General features: G+C 70.5%; 16 protein-coding genes and 2 tRNA genes. 10 read left to right on the top strand and 8 right to left on the bottom strand.

Annotated elements, in window-relative coordinates:
- Window positions 1-247: 247 nt before the first annotated feature.
- From HG543_RS25655 to HG543_RS25685, 7 genes are all read left to right on the top strand, one after another.
- Window positions 248-2,158 (top strand): potassium transporter Kup, encoded by a 1,911-nt coding sequence (locus HG543_RS25655; protein WP_169347489.1) that lies wholly within the window; start codon window positions 248-250, stop codon window positions 2,156-2,158.
- Window positions 2,159-2,201: 43 nt separating this feature from the next.
- Window positions 2,202-3,548 carry an AAA family ATPase gene (locus tag HG543_RS25660; protein WP_169347490.1) on the top strand — a complete coding sequence of 449 codons (1,347 nt, stop codon included), beginning with the start codon at window positions 2,202-2,204 and terminating at the stop codon, window positions 3,546-3,548.
- The gene (locus HG543_RS25665; protein WP_169347491.1) at window positions 3,545-4,267 is read left to right on the top strand and encodes an HNH endonuclease family protein; all 723 of its coding nucleotides are present in this window, start codon (window positions 3,545-3,547) and stop codon (window positions 4,265-4,267) included. Before HG543_RS25660 ends, HG543_RS25665 begins: the two co-directional genes overlap by 4 nt.
- 240 nt (window positions 4,268-4,507) lie before the next feature.
- A tRNA-Ala gene (locus HG543_RS25670) sits at window positions 4,508-4,580 on the top strand.
- A gap of 61 nt (window positions 4,581-4,641) precedes the next feature.
- Window positions 4,642-4,714: transfer RNA gene (locus HG543_RS25675), tRNA-OTHER, on the top strand.
- 34 nt (window positions 4,715-4,748) lie between these two features.
- The gene (locus HG543_RS25680) at window positions 4,749-6,227 is read left to right on the top strand and encodes an SDR family NAD(P)-dependent oxidoreductase (RefSeq protein ID WP_169347492.1); all 1,479 of its coding nucleotides are present in this window, start codon (window positions 4,749-4,751) and stop codon (window positions 6,225-6,227) included.
- Between the two features lie 386 nt (window positions 6,228-6,613).
- Window positions 6,614-7,639 carry a hypothetical protein gene (locus HG543_RS25685; RefSeq protein WP_169347493.1) on the top strand — a complete coding sequence of 342 codons (1,026 nt, stop codon included), beginning with the start codon at window positions 6,614-6,616 and terminating at the stop codon, window positions 7,637-7,639.
- A gap of 27 nt (window positions 7,640-7,666) precedes the next feature.
- Here HG543_RS25685 and HG543_RS25690 read toward each other — a convergent pair whose 3' ends face one another.
- Both HG543_RS25690 and HG543_RS25695 read right to left on the bottom strand, forming a co-directional pair.
- Window positions 7,667-8,248 carry a TIGR02265 family protein gene (locus HG543_RS25690; RefSeq protein WP_169347494.1) on the bottom strand — a complete coding sequence of 194 codons (582 nt, stop codon included), beginning with the start codon at window positions 8,246-8,248 and terminating at the stop codon, window positions 7,667-7,669.
- Between the two features lie 71 nt (window positions 8,249-8,319).
- Window positions 8,320-9,057 (bottom strand): metallophosphoesterase, encoded by a 738-nt coding sequence (locus HG543_RS25695; protein ID WP_169347495.1) that lies wholly within the window; start codon window positions 9,055-9,057, stop codon window positions 8,320-8,322.
- A 458-nt stretch (window positions 9,058-9,515) separates the two neighbouring features.
- On the opposite strand from HG543_RS25695, the gene HG543_RS25700 reads away from it, so the two are divergent.
- Both HG543_RS25700 and HG543_RS25705 read left to right on the top strand, forming a co-directional pair.
- Complete coding sequence (locus tag HG543_RS25700) at window positions 9,516-11,111, top strand: golvesin C-terminal-like domain-containing protein (RefSeq protein ID WP_343073434.1); 1,596 nt, start codon at window positions 9,516-9,518, stop codon at window positions 11,109-11,111.
- Between the two features lie 7 nt (window positions 11,112-11,118).
- Window positions 11,119-12,216, top strand: coding sequence for a TolB family protein (locus tag HG543_RS25705; protein ID WP_169347504.1), 1,098 nt, complete (start codon window positions 11,119-11,121; stop codon window positions 12,214-12,216).
- A gap of 5 nt (window positions 12,217-12,221) precedes the next feature.
- Here HG543_RS25705 and HG543_RS25710 read toward each other — a convergent pair whose 3' ends face one another.
- The 4 genes from HG543_RS25710 to HG543_RS25725 form a co-directional block, all read right to left on the bottom strand.
- Window positions 12,222-14,249 (bottom strand): PAS domain-containing protein, encoded by a 2,028-nt coding sequence (locus HG543_RS25710; RefSeq protein ID WP_246357292.1) that lies wholly within the window; start codon window positions 14,247-14,249, stop codon window positions 12,222-12,224.
- A 161-nt stretch (window positions 14,250-14,410) separates the two neighbouring features.
- Window positions 14,411-14,881, bottom strand: a complete 471-nt coding sequence (locus tag HG543_RS25715; RefSeq protein WP_169347497.1) for a hypothetical protein — start codon at window positions 14,879-14,881, stop codon at window positions 14,411-14,413.
- 116 nt (window positions 14,882-14,997) lie between these two features.
- Window positions 14,998-15,858: a carboxypeptidase regulatory-like domain-containing protein gene (locus tag HG543_RS25720; RefSeq protein ID WP_169347498.1), complete on the bottom strand. Its 861-nt coding sequence runs from the start codon at window positions 15,856-15,858 to the stop codon at window positions 14,998-15,000.
- A gap of 184 nt (window positions 15,859-16,042) precedes the next feature.
- Window positions 16,043-17,125, bottom strand: coding sequence for a hypothetical protein (locus HG543_RS25725; RefSeq protein ID WP_169347499.1), 1,083 nt, complete (start codon window positions 17,123-17,125; stop codon window positions 16,043-16,045).
- A 241-nt stretch (window positions 17,126-17,366) separates the two neighbouring features.
- Between HG543_RS25725 and HG543_RS25730 the strand changes: the two genes are divergently transcribed.
- Window positions 17,367-18,374, top strand: coding sequence for a hypothetical protein (locus HG543_RS25730; RefSeq protein ID WP_169347500.1), 1,008 nt, complete (start codon window positions 17,367-17,369; stop codon window positions 18,372-18,374).
- A 68-nt stretch (window positions 18,375-18,442) separates the two neighbouring features.
- On the opposite strand, the gene HG543_RS25735 is transcribed toward HG543_RS25730, so the two are convergent.
- Together HG543_RS25735 and HG543_RS25740 are read right to left on the bottom strand one after the other, a co-directional pair.
- The gene (locus tag HG543_RS25735; protein WP_169347501.1) at window positions 18,443-19,114 is read right to left on the bottom strand and encodes a DsbA family oxidoreductase; all 672 of its coding nucleotides are present in this window, start codon (window positions 19,112-19,114) and stop codon (window positions 18,443-18,445) included.
- A gap of 163 nt (window positions 19,115-19,277) precedes the next feature.
- Window positions 19,278-20,300 (bottom strand): ATP-grasp domain-containing protein, encoded by a 1,023-nt coding sequence (locus HG543_RS25740; RefSeq protein WP_169347502.1) that lies wholly within the window; start codon window positions 20,298-20,300, stop codon window positions 19,278-19,280.
- Between the last annotated feature and the right edge of the window lie 10 nt (window positions 20,301-20,310).

A 20,310-nucleotide genomic window follows, 5' to 3' on the forward strand; every position in this document is an offset into this window, starting at 1 on the left:
GCACGGGGGCAGAGGGCCCGGCATGGCACCCGGGCGCTCCCTTGCTCCGCTGTCTGGATGGCCAACATCGTGGATCATCCGACTGTCGTTCCTGGACGCTCCCACCGCCCTGGGGCCGACTACCGGCACGCTCGGTGCCTACCCGGACGCACAGGGGGTTACCCCGTCGTTGGAAAACGGGGAGCCGGGTGTCTGACGGGTTGCTCAGGGCGTGGGTTCGGCTAAAGCGGGGGGCGTGAAAGCCACCATGACTGGAGTCCCGGGGGGCGAAGAAGCCCGGGCGGCTCCAGACAGCTTCAAGCGGACGGCGCTGCTGGCGCTCGGGGCCCTGGGCATCGTCTATGGGGACATCGGGACGAGCCCGCTGTACGCGCTGCGCGAGTGCTTCTTCGGGCCGCACAGCGTGCCTCCCACGCCGGAGAACGTGCTGGGGGTGCTGTCGCTCATCTTCTGGTCCCTCATCATGGTGGTCTCGGTGAAGTACCTCATCTTCGTGATGAGGGCGGACAACCGGGGCGAGGGCGGCATCCTGGCGCTGATGGCGCTGGCGATGCAGCGGCCGCGCGGGCAGACGCGCCATGCGCGGCCGGTGTTGATGACGCTGGGCATCTTCGGGGCGGCGCTGCTCTACGGCGACGGCATCATCACCCCGGCCATCACGGTGATGAGCGCGGTGGAGGGCCTGAACGTGGCCACGCCCGTGTTCGAGCGCTACGTCGTCCCCATCACCCTGGTCATCATCTTCATCATCTTCCTGGTGCAGCGGCACGGGACGGGGGGCATCGCCTCGGTGTTCGGCCCCGTGATGGGCGTGTGGTTCTTCGTCCTGGGGGTGCTGGGCTTCAAGGAGCTGCTGCACAACCCGGAGGTGCTGTGGGCGCTGTCGCCGGTGCACGGGGCGCTGTTCTTCGTGCACAACGGGCTGCACGGCTTCCTGGTGCTGGGCGCGGTGTTCCTGGTGGTGACGGGCGGCGAGGCGCTCTACGCGGACATGGGGCACTTCGGCTGGAAGCCCATCAAGCGCGCGTGGTTCTGCCTGGTGTTGCCGGGGCTGACGCTGAACTACCTGGGGCAGGGGGCGCTGCTGCTGCGGGACGCGAGCGCGGCGCGCAATCCGTTCTACCTGCTGGCGCCGGACTGGGCGCTCTACCCGCTGGTGGCGCTGTCCACGGCGGCGGGCATCATCGCGTCGCAGACGCTCATCTCGGGGGCGTTCTCGCTGACCCGGCAGGCCATGCAGCTGGGCTACAGCCCGCGCATGGAGGTGGTGCACACGTCGGCGGAGGAGATGGGGCAGATCTACCTGCCGGGGCTCAACTGGTTCCTGTTGATTGGCGTGGTGGCGCTGGTGCTGAGCTTCCGCTCGTCGAGCGCGCTGGCGTCGGCGTACGGCATCGCGGCGGTGACGACGATGGCCATCACCACGATTCTGGCCTACGTGGTGGCGCGCGAGCGGTGGGGCGTGGGCCGGGCGGTGGCGCTGCCGGTGGCGGGGCTGTTCCTGGTGATGGACCTGTCGTTCTTCGGGGCGAACACGGTGAAGATCGTCAACGGCGGGTGGCTGCCGCTGGCCCTGGCGGTCATCATCTTCACGCTGATGACGACGTGGAAGCGCGGGCGCGACATCCTGGCGGGCAAGCTGCGCGCGGCGAGCATTCCGTTGAAGGAGCTGCTGGACAGCTTCGGGGACCACCCGCCGGTGCGGGTGCCGGGCACGGCCATCTTCATGACGGGCAACGCGGAGGGCACGCCACCGGCGCTGCTGCACAACCTGAAGCACAACAAGGTGCTGCACGAGCAGGTGGTGCTGCTGACGATTGTGCCGGAGGAGGTGCCGCATATCCCGGGCGAGGAGCGGGTGGAGGTGGAGCCGCTGGAGCAGGGCTTCGTGCGGGTGGTGGCGCGGTACGGCTTCATGGAGAACCCGAGCATCCCGGACGTGCTGAAGCGGTGCCGTGAGAAGGGGCTCCAGTTCCAGCTGATGGGGACGAGCTTCTTCCTGGGCCGGGAGACGCTGATTCCGACGAAGCGCCCCGGCATGGCCGTGTGGCGCGAGGCGCTGTTTGCCTGGATGAGCCGGAACGCGCGCAGTGCCACGGCGTACTTCCGGATTCCGCCCAACCGCGTGGTGGAGCTGGGCAGCCAGGTGGAGCTGTGAGGGGTAGGGGGAGGGAACGCGGTATCAGCCGGAGTTGCGCGGCATGTACCTGAGCCGAGTCGAGAGCGAGAACATCCGGTGCTTCCGCTCGGGAGCGCTCAAGGTCAACCTTGACCTGAGGCGGCCGGATGGGCGCCATGCTGGATGGACGGTACTCGCCGGACGCAATGGCGCTGGCAAGTCTACTTTGCTCAAAGCCATTGCTTTCGCCGCGACCGGACCAGATGTCAGTAGAGCCCTGCAGCAGACCTTTGCAGGTTGGTTGCGCGAGGGGCACACGCGCGGGTTTGCCAAAGTGGAGGTCATCAGGGATCCGGAAAGGGACCGCTTCAGTCGTGAGACCAAGCTATTTGATCGTGCTCCGGTCCTAGAATGGGGCTTGGTGCAGTCCTCGGAAGGGATGGAGCCCGACAGTACTTTCGGTGGTCCGTCCGGAGTGTTGGACACATCCTCCGCAAGGCTGATTTTGGATGGGCCTTGGGCTCTCAACCCACAAGGCTGGTTCATTGCGGGCTATGGTCCCTACCGGAGACTCGCGAGCAGCTATGAGACGCCGCGTGGCCCAATCCTCCCTACCCAGTTCAATCGATTGGCCAGCTTGTTTCGCGAGGATGTTTCGCTGGTTGAAAGCATCCATTGGCTCAGGGAACACCACCTCCGGCGCTTGGAAAAGAAGACCGGTGCGGAGGAACTCGTTGAGAGTGTGATCGCTCTCTTGAACGATGGGCTGCTGCCGGAGTCTACTCGGATTACCAATATTGATTCTGAAGGACTCTGGGTGACGCAGGGGAAACTCAATTTCCCTTTGAACGCCATGAGTGACGGTTACCGCACGATAGCCGCGTTCGTATTGGACCTCGCTCGGCAACTTCAGCTGACCTACCAGGAGTTCAAACTCGTCCAACAGAACGGCACGTGGTGCGTGCCCTATCCGGGCGTCGTGCTCATCGATGAAGTCGAATTGCACCTGCACGTCTCCTGGCAGCGGAACATTGGGTTTTGGCTCAAGCGGCACTTCCCCAACATCCAGTTCATCGTCACCACGCACAGCCCGTTCGTCTGCCAGGCTGCAGACCCGAAGGGACTCATCCGCCTCCCCGCTCCCGGCGAGGAGCGCACCGCCGAGCACGTCTCTGACGACCTGTTCCGCACCGTTGTGAATGGCACCGTAGACGAGGCCGTGCTGACGGAGCTCTTCGGTCTTGAGCACGTCCACTCCGAGGAGTCGGAGAAGCTGCGCACGCGTGTTGCAGAGCTCGAAGTCCGACTCATGAACGGCAAGGCCACCGAGGAAGAACGCACGGAGTTCGAGCGCCTGTCGGCTCAATTGCCGGACACAGGAAGCGCGCTCGTGGACCGCGCCGTCCGGAACCTCGGACTCGATAAATGAGGAAGCTGGATCGGGAGCCGCTCAGTCCCGAGGCCATGCAGTTCCTCGCCGGACGGACCCAGAAAGTGCTCGCGGCTCCGGATAGGAGCGAGGAAGCGCGACGTCTCTGGGACCAGAAGGGCCGTGCGTTCGACGAGATTCGAGCGACCTTGGAGCTCATGTCCTCGGGTCACGAGCGCTGCATGTACTGCGAGGACAGCGCGGGCACGGACATCGAGCACTTCTGGCCGAAGGCGACGTACCCCGACAAGGCCTTCACCTGGGCGAACTACCTGCTCGCGTGCAGCACCTGTAACAGCAACCACAAGCGGGAACAGTTCCCCTTGGATGCGGCAGGAGCACCGCTCCTCGTCGACCCGACGGTGGAGGAGCCACGAGACCACCTGAGCCTGTCGGGGCGCACCGGCAAGCTCGTGCATCGGACGCCCAAGGGGGAGAAGAGCATCGAGGTGTTCGGGCTGGCCCGGCACATCCTGGAGAAAGGCCGCAGGGATGCATGGGGCGCGCTTCAGTCCTTCCTCGTGGCCTACGACCACGCCTGTTCGCACCAGGACTGGATGCGCGCTCGCGAGGTCCAGCGCATCATCTGCGGTCATCCCTTCGCGAGCGTCTTCGGCTGGTTCATGGACGCGGCCAGGAGCCCAGCCGCGGCGATGCTCATCAACAAACACTGCCTCGCTGTGCTGGAGAAGTACCCCGACATCCAGCACTGGCTCTGAGTCAGCACACTCCCAAAGTCCGGCTTGTGCACTGACACCACCCGCGCGACGCTGAGCCCGCTCGGGTGGGAGCCGTAGCGCAGAGGTTGACGCGCCGGAATACGAATCCGGAGGACGCCGGTTCGAATCCGGCAGCCTTCCACCCGGGCACCGTGCCCCTGTCACATCCCGCACTACCCCGTCCCCCGCGCCCCTTGCTCCGCGCCGCGCACGCGCGGTACGTCCGGAGCCGCTCGCGTGGGGGCCGTAGCGCAGAGGTTGTCGCGCCGCATTTGCAATGCGGAGGACGTCGGTTCGACTCCGGCCGGCCTCCCACCGGGCACCTGGCTTGCCTCCCGCTCTCCCCTCGCGGTACGGCTATCCCCGTCCGGGCGGAGGCCGTAGCGCAGAGGTTGTCGCGCCGAGCTGCTTGCACGGAGGACGCTGGTTCGAATCCGGCCGGCCCCCGCTCGGACACCTTGCTCGCTCGGAATGGACGCGGATGAAGAGGGACGAGACGCCAGCACCCGAACCCTCACCCGAGGACGTGGCCCGGTGCCTCGACGTGCTGCGCGCCGTGGCCCTGCTCCCGGATGACCACCCCGTGCGCCTGACGGTGGAGCGCGCCGCCACCCAGGTGCAGCGGGGCATGAAGAAGCGCCTGCGCCGGGAGCGCGGCCGCGTCACCCGGGAAACAGACCGCGCCACCGTCCAGGCCCTCCAGTCCGCCCGGCGCGAGGAGAACGGAGTCCGCGACCTCGCCACGCCCCAGGACTCGGAGCCCCCGGCCCACGTCCTGCGATCGCGGCGCTGCTATGTGTGCAAGGAGCGCTTCACCCGGCTCCACCCCGTGTACCTCTCCCTCTGCCCCGCCTGCGCCGAGCTGAGCGAGTCCCGCCGCGCCCAGCACGTCTCCCTGGAGGGCCGCCGCGCCCTGGTGACGGGCGGCCGCATCAAGGTGGGCTTCCACGTCGCGCTGCGGCTCTTGCGAGACGGCGCGCACGTCCACGTCACCTCACGCTTCCCCCGGGACGCCGCGCTCCGCTTCTCCCGCGAGCCCGACTTCGCCCGGTGGCGCGAGCGCCTCGTCCTCCACGAGCTGGACCTGCGCTTCCCCCAGCGCGTCCTCGCCTTCGCCGAGCACCTGTGCGCCACCGAGCCGCACCTGGACATCCTCGTCAACAACGCCGCCCAGACGGTGCGCCTCACCCCCGAGCAGGGCACCGCGCTTCTCACCGGGGAGCGCGAGCTGGCTCGCGTCCTCGACACCTCCACGCTCTCCCTCGTCCGGGAGTCCCCAGGCTTCGCTATCGAGGATGCGCTGCCCGCGGTCGGGCTCCCCGGCCTCGTCGCCTCGGGCGCGACGCTGGCTCCGTCGGGGAGCCCCGAGCTGACCGCCGGGGACGCGTGGCCCTTGGGCGGGGTTTCGGGCCTCGCCGCGACGGGAGCGCCGCCGCTCACCGGCCTCATCCCCCAGGCCGTGCCCCATGACACCGGGGACGTCAACGCCTGGGTCCAGCGCCTGGAGGAAATCCCGCCCGTGGAGGTCCTGGAGGCGCAGCTCGTCAACGCCATCGCCCCGTTCCTGCTCAACGGCCGGCTGAAGCCGCTCCTCGCGCGCTCCCCGTTCCCGGATCGCTACATCGTCAACGTCTCGGCGGTGGAGGGCCAGTTCGAGCGCCAGGGGAAGACGGTCTTCCACCCGCACACCAACATGGCCAAGGCGGCGCTCAACATGATGACGCGCACCTCGGCCGAGGACTACGCCCGCGACGGCATCTACATGAACAGCGTGGACCCCGGGTGGATCTCCAACGAGAACCCCGAGCCGCGCCGCCGCCGCATGGAAGAAGAGGGCTTCTCTCCACCCCTCGACGGCGCCGATGCCGCCGCCCGCGTCTGCGACCCCATCGTCCAGGGCGTCCAGGGGCGGCCCGTGTACGGCCGCTTCCTCAAGGACTTCCGCGACACCCCCTGGTAGCCCAACAGCCAGGTCCGTCCCGCCCCACCGTATTCGTGCAGGGCCGTCCAAAATGGGACTGCGGGGAGCCTCGTCCTCCCGTGCCAGCAAGTGCTCGGATTCACTCAAGGACACTTGATAGTTGCCGGGTGACGACTAACCCAGAGCCTGCTTGACTCCTTGCGTCGGAGAGGCTTTTTTCCCGCCTCGTCGAAACGCGGGTCGCAGGAAGCCCGTCGGAATTTCCGTGTAGATGGAATTTTACCGGCTGATTCCGTGAAATCGGGTGCCCTGGAAAGAATTTTTCGTCCCGGCGAAAAAATAACTGTACCAGCGGACGGCTGCTCGGTTACAAAGCATTCAGGTGTCCACCGGCACCCTGTGTCCAAAAAGAGGTCAGCCCCCCCATGCTCGATACCGCCTCCGTCGCTGCCCCCTCGATCGTCTCCTCCTCCGCCGCTCCGGGCGCGTCCTGGACCCAGCCGCAGACGGAGATGCGCTCGCTGAACAACCTGCCGGCGCACACGGTGCTGACGGCGCAGGAGCTGTACCCGCGCATCTGCGTTCGCGACCCGTACTTCGCGCTGAAGGACGTGACGGTGATGGGGCAGGGTGAGGTGGTGGCGCGGATTCCGGTGCAGCAGGACCCGGACGCGGAGGCCGGCCCCATCAGCCTGGCGGAGTCCGGGCGGCACCTGGCCATCCTCGGCTCGTGCGCGTCCGCGCTGGTGACGCCGAAGGACGGCCAGCACTTCTACCTGGCGTGCGGCGCCCGCGGGCAGTGGCTGCGCAAGGAGGCCATGCCGCGCTCCACCGAGCTGCTGTGGGGCCTGGCCCAGGCCGAGTTCACCGGCAAGCGCACCGCCACCGCGCGCACGCTGCTGTCGCTGGAGGATGGCACCCCGCTGTTCCGCCTCGAGGTGGACTACAACGTCCTGTCCGCCGCCGCCTTCACCCGCCTGTTCGGCGAGGCCCGCCAGGAGATGCGCCGCGAGCCGCGCCGCGACGACGGCATCCAGCGCACCCCCGAGGAGTGGGCCAAGCTGCGGACCAACCCGTACAGCAAGCCGCTCGCCCTGCGCGACTGGCGCCCGGACGGTGAGTCCCTCAACGCCACCCTCGGCCCCGTGACGCCGGAGATGTGCAAGGGCCACTTCGCCCTGCACCCGGTGATGCCGGTGGCCATCGTGGCCAGCGGCATGACTCGCGTGGCCACCACGCTGCTGCGCCGCCTGGAGGGTGCGCCCTGGGCGCGCTGCCTCGCCAAGGACGTGCGCCTGTCCGCGGACAGCCTCGCCTTCGCCGGCCAGACGGTGGTCTTCGGCGCGCAGCGCCGCTCCGTGGACGGCAACGACCACACCTTCACCTGCCAGGCCTCCGTCGGCGAGCGCGTCGTCGCCAGCCTCGACGTCACCTTCACCCGCGTGGACTGAGTTCAGCGGCCCCTCGCGAGGCCCTGCTCATCCCCACTCGATGTCGTAATCCACGCGGTCGATGTCGTGCGCGTGGGCCCGAGCCGTACCCTTCAATCCCAACACCTTCAGCGCGCCGGTCAGGATGCCCTCGTGATACGCGGGTGGCAGCATGTCCCTTCGTACGCGCAGCGTGCCGGACTTCGGCCCCGTGGAGAGGTACTCCCGGCTGCCGTAGCTGACGGCCGCGCTGTAACCCATCTGCGCGCCCGCGAAGAGCTTCTGCGGGTCGCCCCGGGAGATGATGCCGAAGATGAGCATGCCCGGGCCCGTGGCATAGCGGGTGACGCCCGTCTCTCCGCACGCGTGGAACACCGCGTTCTCCGGCCCCACCGTGGCCTCGAGCACGTCCGCCGCGCGGTACATCAGCGTCAGGAAGTCCTGCACCGGGTACGTGCGCAGGTCCGAGTAGTTCGTCGCCAGCGCGTCGACGCGCACCGACTCCAGCGCCGCGGGTCCCGCGTGCTGCTGGATGAGGCTGAAGACCGTCTTGAAGAACAGTCCTCGCACCGAGTCGCCGGGTTGGGCGGCGGCGATGCGCACGGCGAGCTCCGCCTTGTTGGACGGCATGACTCCACTCCTGCTCCCCGCCCTCGGCCCTGGGCACGGGGGGGCGGGAACATAGCTGGACTGCCCGACGCTCACACCTCGTCGAGCAGCACCGGCGCGAAGCGCGCCGCGTCACATGACGCCAGCACGTAGCGCACCCCGGCGCGCTCCCCCGTGAAGCCCGCGGAGATGCCCTCCGCGTGCAGGTGCCCATACACGCACACCTTCGGCTGGAACGCCTCAATCGGCTCGCTGAAGGCGGTGGCCTTCTGGTTGGCGTACACCGGCGGGAAGTGCACCGCCACCACGCGCACCAGCGGCGTGGGGCTGGCCGCCTCCTTCTTTCTCGCGTCGTCGAATGAAGCCGCCAGCCGGCGCGTCTCGCGCTCCACGTAGCCCAGGTCGATGGGCTCGTCGCCCATCTCCCCGCCGGGCATGGGCGGAGCCTCGGGCGCCGTCCACAGCCGGCTGCCGGCAATCACCCACGGGCCCATGACGACGGCGCTGTTGTGGAGGAAGCCCTCCAGCGTGCGGTACGGCTCCAGGAGCTTGCGCAGCTTCGAGGCCGAGTCGCCCCACCAGTAGTCATGGTTGCCGCGCACCAGCACCTTGCGGCCCGGCCGCGCGTCCAGCCACGCCAAATCCTCCAGCACCTCGTGCGGCCGCGTGCCCCACGAGATGTCCCCCGCGACGATGACCACGTCCTCCGGGCGCACCCGCTCGTCCCACGCCCGCTGCAGGGGAAGGGGGTGGTCCGTCCACCCGAAGCGGTGCATGTCCTTCTGCCGCGTGGAGGGCAGGTGCGTGTCGCCAATGCCGAAGAGCCGCATGTCCTCCTCATAGCGGAAGCCTTCGCCCCTGTCGGCAACGCCACGCTGTCCGAAGTGCTTCCCACCCCGCCTTCCGGAGGGGCGGCCAGGACCCGCCCGTGCGGCCCCACGCCAAAAAGGAAGAGTCATCGGAAAAACGTAAAGAAAGTTTACGCCACGGTCGTCTTGAATTCAGACACTGCGACACGCGTGGGGCAGTGGGACACCTGACCCAGGTGTCGGCGAGGGTTCGATTCCTGTAATTCCATGGCCTTGCGAGGCACCTCGTCACGGGTTCGTCGCGGATTTCTTGACACGGGAGTGGAGCATGCGTGCTCCACCTGGAATCCGGGAAGAAGGCTCTCTCGGGGAGCGCGAGGCTGGCACGGATGCTGCTGAAGGCCGGCCCCTGCGCCGCTCCCGAAGGTGGGGGCGGAGCGTGGAGCTGCTGACCCCCCTCGAAGGAGTTCCAAGTGCACGTGTTCCGAAAGACATTCGCGGCGACCGCCGCGGCCATGGCCCTGGCAGCCTGCGGCCCCCAGCCGGAGGCTCCGGCGCCGGAGGCGCCCCCGGCCTCCGAGACTCCGGCCACCGAGACGCAGCAGGACGCCTCCCGCCGCACGCCGCACGAGCTGGACGCGGTGTTCGCCGAGGCCGCCGCCGAGTTCGACGTGCCGGTGAACCTGCTCAAGGCCATCTCCTACGCGGAGACGCGCTTCGAGAACATCCGCGGTGAGGAGGAGTTCGAGGGCCGTCCCGCGGCGCACGGCGTGCTGGGCCTGCGCGGCCAGCTCATCGAGGACGGCGCGCTGCTGGCCGGCGAGTCCGCCGAGGCCGTGCGCACCGAGCCGCGCGCCAACCTGCGTGCCGGCGCCGCGCTGCTGTCGAAGTTCGCCGCCGAGGCGGGCATCGACCGCGCGGACCTGGGCGCGTGGGCCCCGGTGGCCGTCCGCCTGACGGACATCGCCGACCCGGACATCCAGGCGCACTACATCCACGAGGAGCTGTACGCCGTCCTCGCCGAGGGTGCCACGGCCCTCACCCCCGAGGGCAAGGTCGCCGTCTCGCTGGCGCCCTCCGCCGTCGAGGCGAAGTTCGCGCTGCCGAAGCTGCGCGCCTTCGCGGCCGGCCCGGACTATGCCGCCTCCATCTGGCGGCCGTCGCCCAACTACAACGCGCGTCCGGCGGGCACGGACATCTCGATGATTGTCATCCACACGTGTGAGGGTGGCTACTCGGGCTGCTGGGGCTGGCTGACCAACTCCGCCGCCGGTGTCAGCGCGCACTACGTGGTGAACGAGAGCGGCAGCGAGATTTCGCAGCTCGTGTCCGAGGCCAACCGCGCCTGGCACGTGGGCGCCAGCTACGACTGCGACCTCAACGGCCGCGTGCTGTGCGGCAACGAGGGCCTGTCGGTGAACCACTTCTCCGTGGGCATCGAGCACGGCGGCTACGCCAGCCAGGCCTCGTTCCCCTCCGGCCAGATTGAGTCCTCGGCGAAGCTGTCCTGCGACATCTCCAAGGGCCGGGGCATCGTCCGCGACAGCTACCACATCGTGGCGCACGGCCGCCTGCAGCCCGCGTCCCGCACGGACCCGGGTCCCAACTGGCCGTGGTCCACGTACATCAGCCGCATCAAGAGCCTCTGCGGTGACGGCGGCACGCCCTCGGGCGCCATCGTCGTCGACAGCCACACCAACACCTCCAACGCGCGCTTCTCGGTGGTGGGCAGCTGGTCGCAGGGCACCAGCGCGGGCTACTACGGCAGCGGCTACTACTTCGCCGCCACCGAGGCCGTCTCCGCGCCGGCCGTCTTCGAGTTCTACCTGCCCGCGGCGGCCACGAAGACCATCGACGCGTGGTGGGTGGCGGGCACCAACCGCTCTCCGACCGCGCCCTTCATCGTCACCACCTCGTCGGGCAACGTCACGGTGAACGTGAACCAGCAGATCAACGGCGGCCGCTGGAACACGCTGGGCACCTGGAGCTTCCCGGCCGGCTGGAACAAGGTGCAGCTGAGCCGGTGGACGGGCTCGGGCTACGTCGTCATGGCGGACGCCATCCAGGTCCGCTGACATGACGATGCGGGGCCTCGAACGGATGCAGCGTTCCTGGCCGTGGCGGGCGCGGGTCGTCACCGCGCTCGCCGTGCTCGGCGTCGGGTGCTCCGGCCGGTGTGGCGGGGCGTCTGGCGCCGGGCCGCTTTCGACGGAAGAGACACGCGCCATTCCGGGCGTGGTGGCCTTCCTGTCGGAGCGGGCGGGGCAGAAGGACGTGTGGCTGGTGGGCGCGGACGGGACGGAGACGCAGGTGACGCGCGGCGCGGAGGACGACTACCCCGGCCCGCCGTCGCCAGACGGGAAGTCGCTGCTGGTGGTGTCCGTGCGCGAGCAGAGCGGGCTCCACTTCCAGCAGCTGCGCGTGGTGCCGCTGGACGGCGGGGCCGCGGTGCCGCTGCATGCGCCCCGGGCGCGGGCGCGCAACGCGAGCTGGTCGCCGGACGGCGCGTGGCTGGTGGCCGAGTCGGACGCGAAGGGCTTCAGCGACGTGGTGCGGCTCGAGCCGCGCGAGGGCGCGCCGGAGGTGCCACTGACGCAGGTGAAGCAGGGCTGCTTCGAGCCGGCGGTGTCGCCGGACGGAAAGGAAGTGGCCTACGTGTGCAGTCGCGAGGGCGACCCCGAAATCTACGTGGCGCGCGCGGACGGCACCGAGGAGCGGCGCATCACCGCCTTCCACCGGGAGGACCGCACGCCCGTGTGGAGCCCGGATGGGAAGTGGCTCGTCTTCGTCAGCGACCGCGAGGAGCGCGAGCGCCTGTACCTCGTGCGCCCGGACGGCGCGGACATCCGGCCGGTGTCCGGCACCGCCTTCGAGGGCGACGAGCGCGAGGCGGCGTGGAGCCCGGACGGGAAGCGCCTGGCGTACGTCAGCCGGCTGCCGGAGGGCAGAAGCCGCATCTGGGTGGTGCCGGTGGCGGGTGGCGCGCCGGTGGCGCTGACGGACGGCAAGCACCGCGACGACATGCCGGCGTGGAGCCCGGACGGGAAGTACCTGGCCTTCGTCTCCGAGCGCGACGGGGAGACGGACGTGTACCTCATGCGCGCGGACGGCACCGGGCAGACGCGGCTCACCACCGCGAAGGGCCCGGACTGGCTGCCGCGCTGGGTGGCCCGGCGCTGAAGGCGTCAGGCGCGCTCCCCCGGCCCGGCGCCCTCGGGCAACGGGCCGGGGAGGGGCGTCTCGCGCGGAGGGCCCACCGGCAGGCTGAAGCAGAAGACGGCGCCCCGGCCGGGCTCGCTCTCCACCCAGATGCGGCCGCCGTGCGCCTCCACGATGAGGCGGCTGATGTAGAGCCCCAGTCCCAGCCCCTGCGCGTCCGACGCGCTGCCCTTCCGGGTCCGGAAGTACTTGTCGAAGACGTGCGCCGCGTCCTCGGAGGACAGGCCCGCGCCCTGGTCGCTGACCGACACCACCACCCACGCGTCCTCCACCCGCGCGCGCACCACCACGGGCAGGGGCGGGGGGCTGTACTTCGCGGCGTTGCCCAGCAGGTTGGCCAGCACCCGCTCCAGTCGCGGTGCGTCCATCCAGACGGGTGGCACCGGCCCGGCCACCTCCAGGCGGAAGCGCTCGCGCAGGTCCGGCGCCAGGTCCCGCTCCATCACCTCCTCCAGGAAGCGCACCACGTCCCTCGGCTCGCGGCGCAGCGTGTCCCGTCCGGCCTCCAGCCGCGAGCCCTCCATCAGCTCTTCAATCATGGAGCTCATCCAGGCCACGCTGCCGAGGATGGTCGTCGTCAGTCCCTCCTCGCGGGACAGGTGCCGCTCGCGCAGCCAGCGCTGGAGCAGGCTCACCCGCAGGGAGATGGTGTGGAGCGGGTTGCGCAGGTCATGCGAGATGAGGCTCACGTACTCCTCGCGCAGCCGCTCCAGCTCGCGGCGGGTGGTCAGGTCCTGCATGCTGACCACGACGCCGCGTCCCTCGCCGGAGGCGCTGGCGGGAACGGGGGCCGCCGTCACCAGCACCGGGAGCGTGCGGCCGTCGGGGTGGACGATGAGGTACTCGTCCGGCCCCGCCGCGTCGTCCGTCCGGGCCGCTCGCGTGGACGTCAGCTCCTCCTGGCGCACCGGCCGCCCGTCCGCGTGCCGCAGCCGCTCCAGGTACCTCGCCCGGTTCCCCTCGGACAGGCGCAGCTCGAACATCGCGTCCGCCACCCTGTTGGACACCACCCGGTCGCTCGACAGGTCCACGAAGATGACGCCCACCGGCGCGTGGTTCAGCACCGTCTGGAGGAGGCCGCGCTGACGCTCCGCCTCCGCGAGCGCCTGCCGCCGCCGGGCCTCCAGCGCGTCCACGGTCCGCGCGGACAGCAGCACCAGCGCCGTGCCCGCGGCGCTCACCACGGTGGCGAAGATGGGGAACTCCGCTTCGCGGTTGATGGCGCCCGCGCCGTTCAGCAGCACCAGGGCCACGCCCAGCAGCGGCGGGCCCAGCAGCGCCACGGGCACGAGCCGGCGGGCGAGGAACGCGCCGAGCGTGTCCCGGGAGACGCGGGCCATGAGCCCCTGTCCGGGCTGCGCGCCCAGCGTCCCCAGGCCGAGGACGAGCAGCGCCAGCGCGGCGGGCAGGCTCATGCTGCGCCACGAGAGGAAGGGCAGGGGGCTTGCCTCCACCACGGGGCCGAGCAGCAGGCCGTTGAACCCCAGGAGCGCGCCCAGCATGGCCAGCAGGGTGAGGACATCCTTCAAGGTGTGCCACCGCTCGGCACGTCCCAGCAGCACCAGCGCGGGGCCCAGCAGCACCAGGCAGCTGGAGGTGAGGGGCGAGGAGCGGTGCACCCGCGGCTCCGCGCCGACCAGCAGCCGCGTCAGCAGGGTGGGCGTCATCGCGCTCAGCCCCATCAGGTCCTGCACGAGGCTCACCGCGCCCACCGCCGTCATGCCCAACGCGCAGGCCACCGCCAGCCACTCGCGGAGCGGGGAGGAACGGCGGGGCAGCCTCAGGCCCAGCGCCAGGCCGCCGAGCAGCAGCGCGAAGCTGCTCTGGGGCGACGTCGCGGGAAGGCCGGCCAGCGCCACCCCCGAACCCGGCGGGCCCCAGGCCTGGCCCACGAGGGCCAACGCGCCCAGGACAGGGATGCCCAGCGCCGCGAGCCAGGCCAGCGCGCGGACCCCGGCCGCGATACGACTCTGGGACCTCCCGGTCCAGCTCATCGATGGCGTCCCCCCGGAACGCATGGGCCCGCGGCCGGCCCGTGGCGCCGGTCAGGGCAGGGCCCCTTCCATCGATGGGATGCCCCGGAGAGGCATGCGTCGCGCGAGGGCTTCCGCCATCGGCCGGTGGGGCAGGGCGTTGGCGGGAAGGCGCGCGAAGGTCAGCAGGTGCCTCGGCCTCGCGTCTTCCACGGACGGAAGGCCCAGGCCCACGCGAGCAGGCCGCGCAGCGCGGTGCCCGTCAGCAGCCCCGCCACCGACAGCAGCACGGCCTCGCCCGTGTCGACGCCCGGGTACAGGCCCAGGATGGGCATGCCCCCGGGGCCCAGGATGAGCCACAGCCCCAGCGAGGCGAACACCGAGGCGACGACCGCCGGCCCCAGTGAGCGGCGGCCGCCCAGGCCCGCGCTGGCCGCCCAGCCTGCGAGCAGCCCGTTCACCCCCGGCGCCAGGAACAGCGCCACGGTGACACCGACCATCGACACGGTCGATGCGATGACCTGTTCACGGAGGTAGCGGTCCTCGGGTAGCCACTGGAGCCGCTTCCGGAGGGCCTTCCAGCGAGGAAGGCGGAGGACCGCGTGCGTGCGTGGCGGGAGCGTCCCGCCCACCGGGATGACCCGTGGCTCCATGGCGCCCAACCTCGTGACCGGGACGCGAAGCCGCAAGCGCCCCGGGCCGGCATGGCTGGAGGTCCGGATGGCGAGCGGGAGGACGGGCCCCCGGCTCGAAGGCAGCCGCGCGGACGCTACGGAGGCGGGTGCTGGCCCGGGTAGACGGTGAGCACCAGGCCCCAGCCGGGCGCGGCGCCCACGTTGCGCGGGACGTAGGTGTCCGCGCCGTCCACGCTCAGGCGGAACGTCTCCGCGTCGCCCGCGGAGTGGACGTAGAGGAACAGGCCGTCCGCGCCGGTGCCGTCCTGGCCCACGCCGCTGAAGTCCGCGGTGGGGTAGTAGACGCGGTCGGCCAGTTCGCTCCGGTCCAGCGTCACGCGCATGCCCGCCACCGGGTGGCCGTTCGCATCCACCACGCGGCCCAGCACGAAGCCCGCGTCGCGCAGCGTGGTGGCCTTGTCGCCGGTGTGGCCGCGCAGGCGGGACTCGCCCAGGGCGGCGGTGAGCGCGTCGTGGAAGGCCTCCGGCAGCGCCCAGGCTCGCGCGTCGATGAGGTCGGTGCGCGGCCGTCCGCCGGTGAAGGTCGTGTCGTAGATGACGGTGGCCGTGCGCACGAGCCCCGGCGCGGAGAGCCCCACCGCGAGGCTCTGGTGCACCTCGCGCACGGGCACCTCGTTCACGTCGAAGTCTCCGGCCTCGGCCAGCGCGCCAGCGCCGAAGGTGGCGTTCGCGTCATTCACCGCGACGCGCAGCGGCTCCTCGATGGTGACGGGCACTCCCGCCAGCGAGGGCACCGGCTGGCCGCGGGCTTCGAGCAGGCGAGTGGCCTCGGGCAGCACCTCCGCCCGGCCGCGGACGCGGATGCGAAGGTTGTCCAGGTCCACCGCCTCGGCGTCCTCGGTGCGGACGCCCGGGTCGGGAGTCGCGCCGTCGGAGCCACAGCCCGACGCGAGCCCCAGCAGGACACAGGTGGCAATCAAGAAAGGACGCTTCATCGGCCGGCAAGATTTCCACGCACCCTCACGGCGGCAATCCACCCCACCCGCCGTCCGTCCCCTGCCTGACGGCACTCGCGCGCGCCGACCCGCGAAAACGCGACACCGGGCGGCCCTCCTGTCCGTGGTGAACAGGGAGGGGGCCCGGTGTCGGAAACCCATCAGCCTTCGTGGTTGCTACGCGTCAGCGCCAGCCGCCGCCGTTGCCGCCGCCCTTCGAGGAGCGGCCGCCGCGGGAGGAGTCACCACCGCCGGAGCTGGAGCGCGAGCCGCCGCTGCTGCCACCGCCCCAGCTGCTGCCGCCGCCGCTGGAGCTCCGGCCGCCACCGCCATCCCAGCGGCTGCCGCTGTTGCTCTCACCCCGGCCGCCGCTGTTGCCGCGACCCGACGGCGGGCTGTAGCCACCGCCGGAGCTGTTGCCGTTGCTGTTGCCGCCGCTGTTGCCCCAGCCGCCACCGTTGCTGCTGTTGCCGCGGTCGTCGCTGTTGCCACGGCCGCCGTTGCCGTTGTTGCCGCGGTCGTCGTTGCCACGGCCGCCGTAGCCGCCGCCGTTGCCGCGGTCGTCGTCGTCCTTGCCGCGGCCCGGGCGGCCATGGCCATTACCGGAGCCGTCGCTGTTGCCGCCGCTGTTGCCCCAGCCGCCGCCGTTGCCGTTGTTCCCGCTGGAGCCGCTGCCGTAGCCGCCACCGGAGTTGCCGCCGGTGCCCCAGCCGCCGTCGTCGCCGCGCGGCGGGCGGGTGCCGTAGCCGGTGCCGGACGGAGGCGGCCGGCGGCCGTACGAGTTGTCATTGTCCCGGTAGTTGTTGCGCACGGGCTGCGACGCCGGGCGAGACGCCTGCCGCGCCCAGCCGTACACGGGGGTGGCGCGGTGCGAGCGGTCCCACACGTAGCCGCGGCTGCGGTCGTAGCGGTAGCCGCCGCGCGACGTGGGGTAGTAGTCGTGGGAGTGGCGCCCGGTCAGGTTGCAGTAACCGCCGTGCGCGTGCGGGTGGTAGTCCCAGTACCAGATCACCGACGGGCCCCGGTAGTGGTACACGCTGTCCGTGTAGACGTAGTACGTCGTCGTGGGACGGTAGTCGTGCACGTGCACGTGCACGTCCCCGCACCAGCCCCCGCCGTAGTCGTCCGGAACCGGGTGGTCACCCGAGTAGCTGTATTCGACGACGTCCACCGTCCGGGTTCGGTAGTGGCCATCATGGACATGGGCCACGCAGCCGGTCCCCATCATCAGGGCGAGCGGGATGGCGAGTGCGAGCAAGCGACGCATGGGAATCTCCTGGGGGCGGAGTGGACCGTGAGACCTTCCACCTGCGCAACCACGTACGGGTAGACGGGCGGGCCTGAAGGAAATTCACACCGTGAATCCACGCCCCCGGCCGCCGTGCCTTGTGGCTCCCAGGATACCCACTCCTGTCCTCTGGTGGACACTCTCCCCCATGGTGTAGGTGTAGCTGTGCGCGGCCCCCGCCGGGTGGACTGGAGGTCGGCCGCATGAGGAGCCAGCAATCATGGCGGAGATGGACTTCGGAGGGGGGACGAGGGCGCTCTGCGCGCTTCACCCGGGGCAGGCGGCGGCGAGCACGTGCACGCGCTGCGGCAACTTCATGTGTGACACGTGCAGCGTGGGCGGCACGCAGGCCCTGTGCCCCGGCTGCTGCGAGCGCGCGGGGGTGCGCCACACCTTTGCGCTCCGCCGCGACACGTGGACGGTCAGCACGTTGATGGACGCCTGTTGGGAGGCCTTCAAGCGCGAGTGGGTGATGGTCTCCGTCGGCGTGCTCGTCGTCATCGCCGCGTCCTTCGCGGGGCAGATCGTCTCGCAGATCCTCTCCATGATGGGCGGCGTGGTGGACAACATCGCCGTCACGGTGCTGTTCGCCATCGTCGGGTACATCGCGTCCACGGTGGTGCAGGGCGTGGTGTCCATCGGCTTCATGCGCATGCTCATGGACGTGCTGAACGGGGGGAAGGCGGACCTGATGCGCATCTTCAGCCAGCTCCACAAGACGGTGCCGTACCTGCTCACCACGCTGCTGATGTTCGCGCTGATGCTGCCGCTGCTCCTCGTCGTCGTCGGCGCCGGGCTCGGCACGCTGGCCGCCACGGTGGGCCTCGGCGCGCTCGACGGCATCGACTGGACCGCGCTGAACGGGCCCAATCCCTCCGGTCAGGTGGTGGAGGATGTGGCCTCACTGGCCCCGGGCTTCATCGCGGCGGGCCTCGTGGCCGTCGCGCTCTACATCTTCCCGGGCCTGTGGCTCATCACGCCGCTGCTGCTGGTGCAGCCGGAGCTGGCGCACACGGAGAACCCCACCGCCATGGGCACCCTGCGCCGCTGCTTCGCCTACGCGCGCGGGGAGCGCCTGCCCATGGTGGGCACCGTGCTGCTCGGCTCCCTCGCGATGCTTGCCGGCGTCTTCGCGTGCTGCGTGGGCATGATTCCCGCCGCCGGCTTCTTCAACCTGATGGTGGCGGGGCTCTACCTGACGCTGCGCAACGGCGCCGACGAGGCCTGAGCGCGTGAAGGGCCCCGGAGCCCGCGACGCGAGGCGCGGGCTCGGCGGGGGATTCGACGGGGCGAGCTTCAGTGCACGAGCCGCTCGGGAGAACCCGAGCGCGGCGCGGCGGTCTTGCCGAGGCACGCGAGGATGTGCTCGCGGTACTCGGTCAGCTCGCGCAGGCCGCACAGCATCCAGCGGCCGCCGATGACCAGCGTGGGCACGCCGCGCACGCCGCGGTTGGCCGCGTCGCGGTGCTCGTCGAGGATGAGCCGGCGCGTCTCCTCCGAGCGGAACGCGGCGGAGAACTCGTTCATCGCCAGGCCCACGCGCGACGCCAGCTCGAACACGACATCCGTGCGTGACACGTTGATGCCCTGCTCCAGCGCGGCGCGCTGCATGGAGCGCGCGAGGAACGCGCGCGCCTGCGGGCCCTGGAGCCGCGCGGCCTCGAGCGCCGCGAGCGCCGGCACGCTGGTGCGCGGAGGATCTCCCCCGAGCCACAGGTCCGTGGTGAGAAGGCGCGCGGCGGGGTCGGGCTCGCGCATCGCACGCTGCACCTCCTCCACCAGGCCGCGCTTCTCGCGCTCCGTGGGAAGCGCGTCGTGGATGCGCAGCGGATACGGCCTGACGCTCCAACGGAGGACCTCACCGAACTCCTGGCGCAACAGCTCCAGGCGCTGATCGGCGAGGTAGCACCAGGCACAAAGCACGTCCTGGTAGACGGTGATCTGCAGCGGCTTGTGCAGCGTTTTCATTGAGGGCGACGAGATTAGAAGGCTCCACGCGCCTCTGCCAACTCCCGAAGACAAGCGGGCGTGAAGTGCATTCCTGAGTTCCTGAGGAGCAAACGAGGCACCTTCCGCAGGTTGCCCGCCTGCTTCCCGGCGTGCGGGCAGCCTCGCACGCACGGCGTCGTGCTCACCCGCCCGGTGTCCTCAGCCGCCCCGCACGGGTCTCCGCGTAGACGAGCGCGTGGTCGATGATGGCCCCCGCGATGTCCTCGTCCGTCGCTCCCTCCAGCCCCTCGAAGCCCGGGCTGGAGTTGATCTCCATCAGGCGGGGGCCGGCGTGCCCCTCCAGCATGTCCACGCCCGCCACCTCCAGGCCGATGATGCGCGCGGCCTTCACGGCCGCCTCCACGTACGAGGCCGGAAGCTCGATTGCCTGCCCCTCGCCGCCACGGTGGATGTTGGAGCGGAACTCGCCCTTCTTCGCCTTGCGCCGCATCGCGCCGACCACCTTGTCGCCCACGACGAGCGCCCGCACGTCGCGCCCCTCGCTCTCCGCGACGAACTCCTGGAGGACGATTTCCTGACCCAGGTCCCAGAAGGTGTCGAGGATGGTCTGCACCTCCGGCAGCGTGTGGGCAATCATCACCCCCACGCCCTGGGTGCCCTTGATGAGCTTGATGATGACGGGCAACCCGCCCACCTCCTCCACCAGCCGGCGCACGTTGCTGCGGTCATGCGCCATGACGGTGCGGGGGATGTCCAGCCCGGACGTGGCGAGGAACTGCAGCGCGCGCAGCTTGTCGCGGCTGCGGGCAATGGCCGTGGGCGGGTTGAGGACGGGCACGCCCATCATCTCGAAGTGGTTCACCACCGCCAGCCCGTAGGCCGTAATCGACGCGCCGATGCGCGGCACCACCACGTCCACGCCGCGCACCTCCGCGCCCCGGTACGTCATCCGCGGCTTGCCCGCGGCCAGCAGCAGGCAGCAGCGCAGCGTGTCGAACACGAGCGGGCGGTGCCCGCGCTGCTTCACGGCCTCCACCAGCCGGCGCGTGGAGTACAGCGACCGCTTGCGGGACAGGATGGCCACCGTCTTCTTGGCGACAGGCTTCTTCGCGCGTGGGGTGCGGCTGACTCGCGCGGGGCGCTCGGGCGCCTGGGACCCAGGCAGGGCCGGGGCCTTCTTCGACTTCACTTTGCGGGGGGACATGGGCGGGGCG

The sequence above is a fragment of the Pyxidicoccus fallax genome (genome assembly GCF_012933655.1).
Lineage (GTDB): Bacteria > Myxococcota > Myxococcia > Myxococcales > Myxococcaceae > Myxococcus > Myxococcus fallax.

Excerpts from the sequence above, each read along its gene's own strand:
- HG543_RS25685 (WP_169347493.1), top strand. The coding sequence starts at position 6,614 with ATGCTCGATACCGCCTCCGTCGCTGCCCCCTCGATCGTCTCCTCCTCC.
- HG543_RS25740 (WP_169347502.1), bottom strand. The coding sequence starts at position 20,300 with ATGTCCCCCCGCAAAGTGAAGTCGAAGAAGGCCCCGGCCCTGCCTGGG.
- HG543_RS25705 (WP_169347504.1), top strand. The coding sequence starts at position 11,119 with ATGCGGGGCCTCGAACGGATGCAGCGTTCCTGGCCGTGGCGGGCGCGG.
- HG543_RS25655 (WP_169347489.1), top strand. The coding sequence starts at position 248 with ATGACTGGAGTCCCGGGGGGCGAAGAAGCCCGGGCGGCTCCAGACAGC.
- HG543_RS25725 (WP_169347499.1), bottom strand. The coding sequence starts at position 17,125 with ATGCGTCGCTTGCTCGCACTCGCCATCCCGCTCGCCCTGATGATGGGG.
- HG543_RS25730 (WP_169347500.1), top strand. The coding sequence starts at position 17,367 with ATGGCGGAGATGGACTTCGGAGGGGGGACGAGGGCGCTCTGCGCGCTT.
- HG543_RS25665 (WP_169347491.1), top strand. The coding sequence starts at position 3,545 with ATGAGGAAGCTGGATCGGGAGCCGCTCAGTCCCGAGGCCATGCAGTTC.
- HG543_RS25690 (WP_169347494.1), bottom strand. The coding sequence starts at position 8,248 with ATGCCGTCCAACAAGGCGGAGCTCGCCGTGCGCATCGCCGCCGCCCAA.
- HG543_RS25660 (WP_169347490.1), top strand. The coding sequence starts at position 2,202 with ATGTACCTGAGCCGAGTCGAGAGCGAGAACATCCGGTGCTTCCGCTCG.
- HG543_RS25720 (WP_169347498.1), bottom strand. The coding sequence starts at position 15,858 with ATGAAGCGTCCTTTCTTGATTGCCACCTGTGTCCTGCTGGGGCTCGCG.
- HG543_RS25695 (WP_169347495.1), bottom strand. The coding sequence starts at position 9,057 with ATGCGGCTCTTCGGCATTGGCGACACGCACCTGCCCTCCACGCGGCAG.
- HG543_RS25680 (WP_169347492.1), top strand. The coding sequence starts at position 4,749 with ATGAAGAGGGACGAGACGCCAGCACCCGAACCCTCACCCGAGGACGTG.
- HG543_RS25735 (WP_169347501.1), bottom strand. The coding sequence starts at position 19,114 with ATGAAAACGCTGCACAAGCCGCTGCAGATCACCGTCTACCAGGACGTG.
- HG543_RS25710 (WP_246357292.1), bottom strand. The coding sequence starts at position 14,249 with ATGAGCTGGACCGGGAGGTCCCAGAGTCGTATCGCGGCCGGGGTCCGC.
- HG543_RS25715 (WP_169347497.1), bottom strand. The coding sequence starts at position 14,881 with ATGGAGCCACGGGTCATCCCGGTGGGCGGGACGCTCCCGCCACGCACG.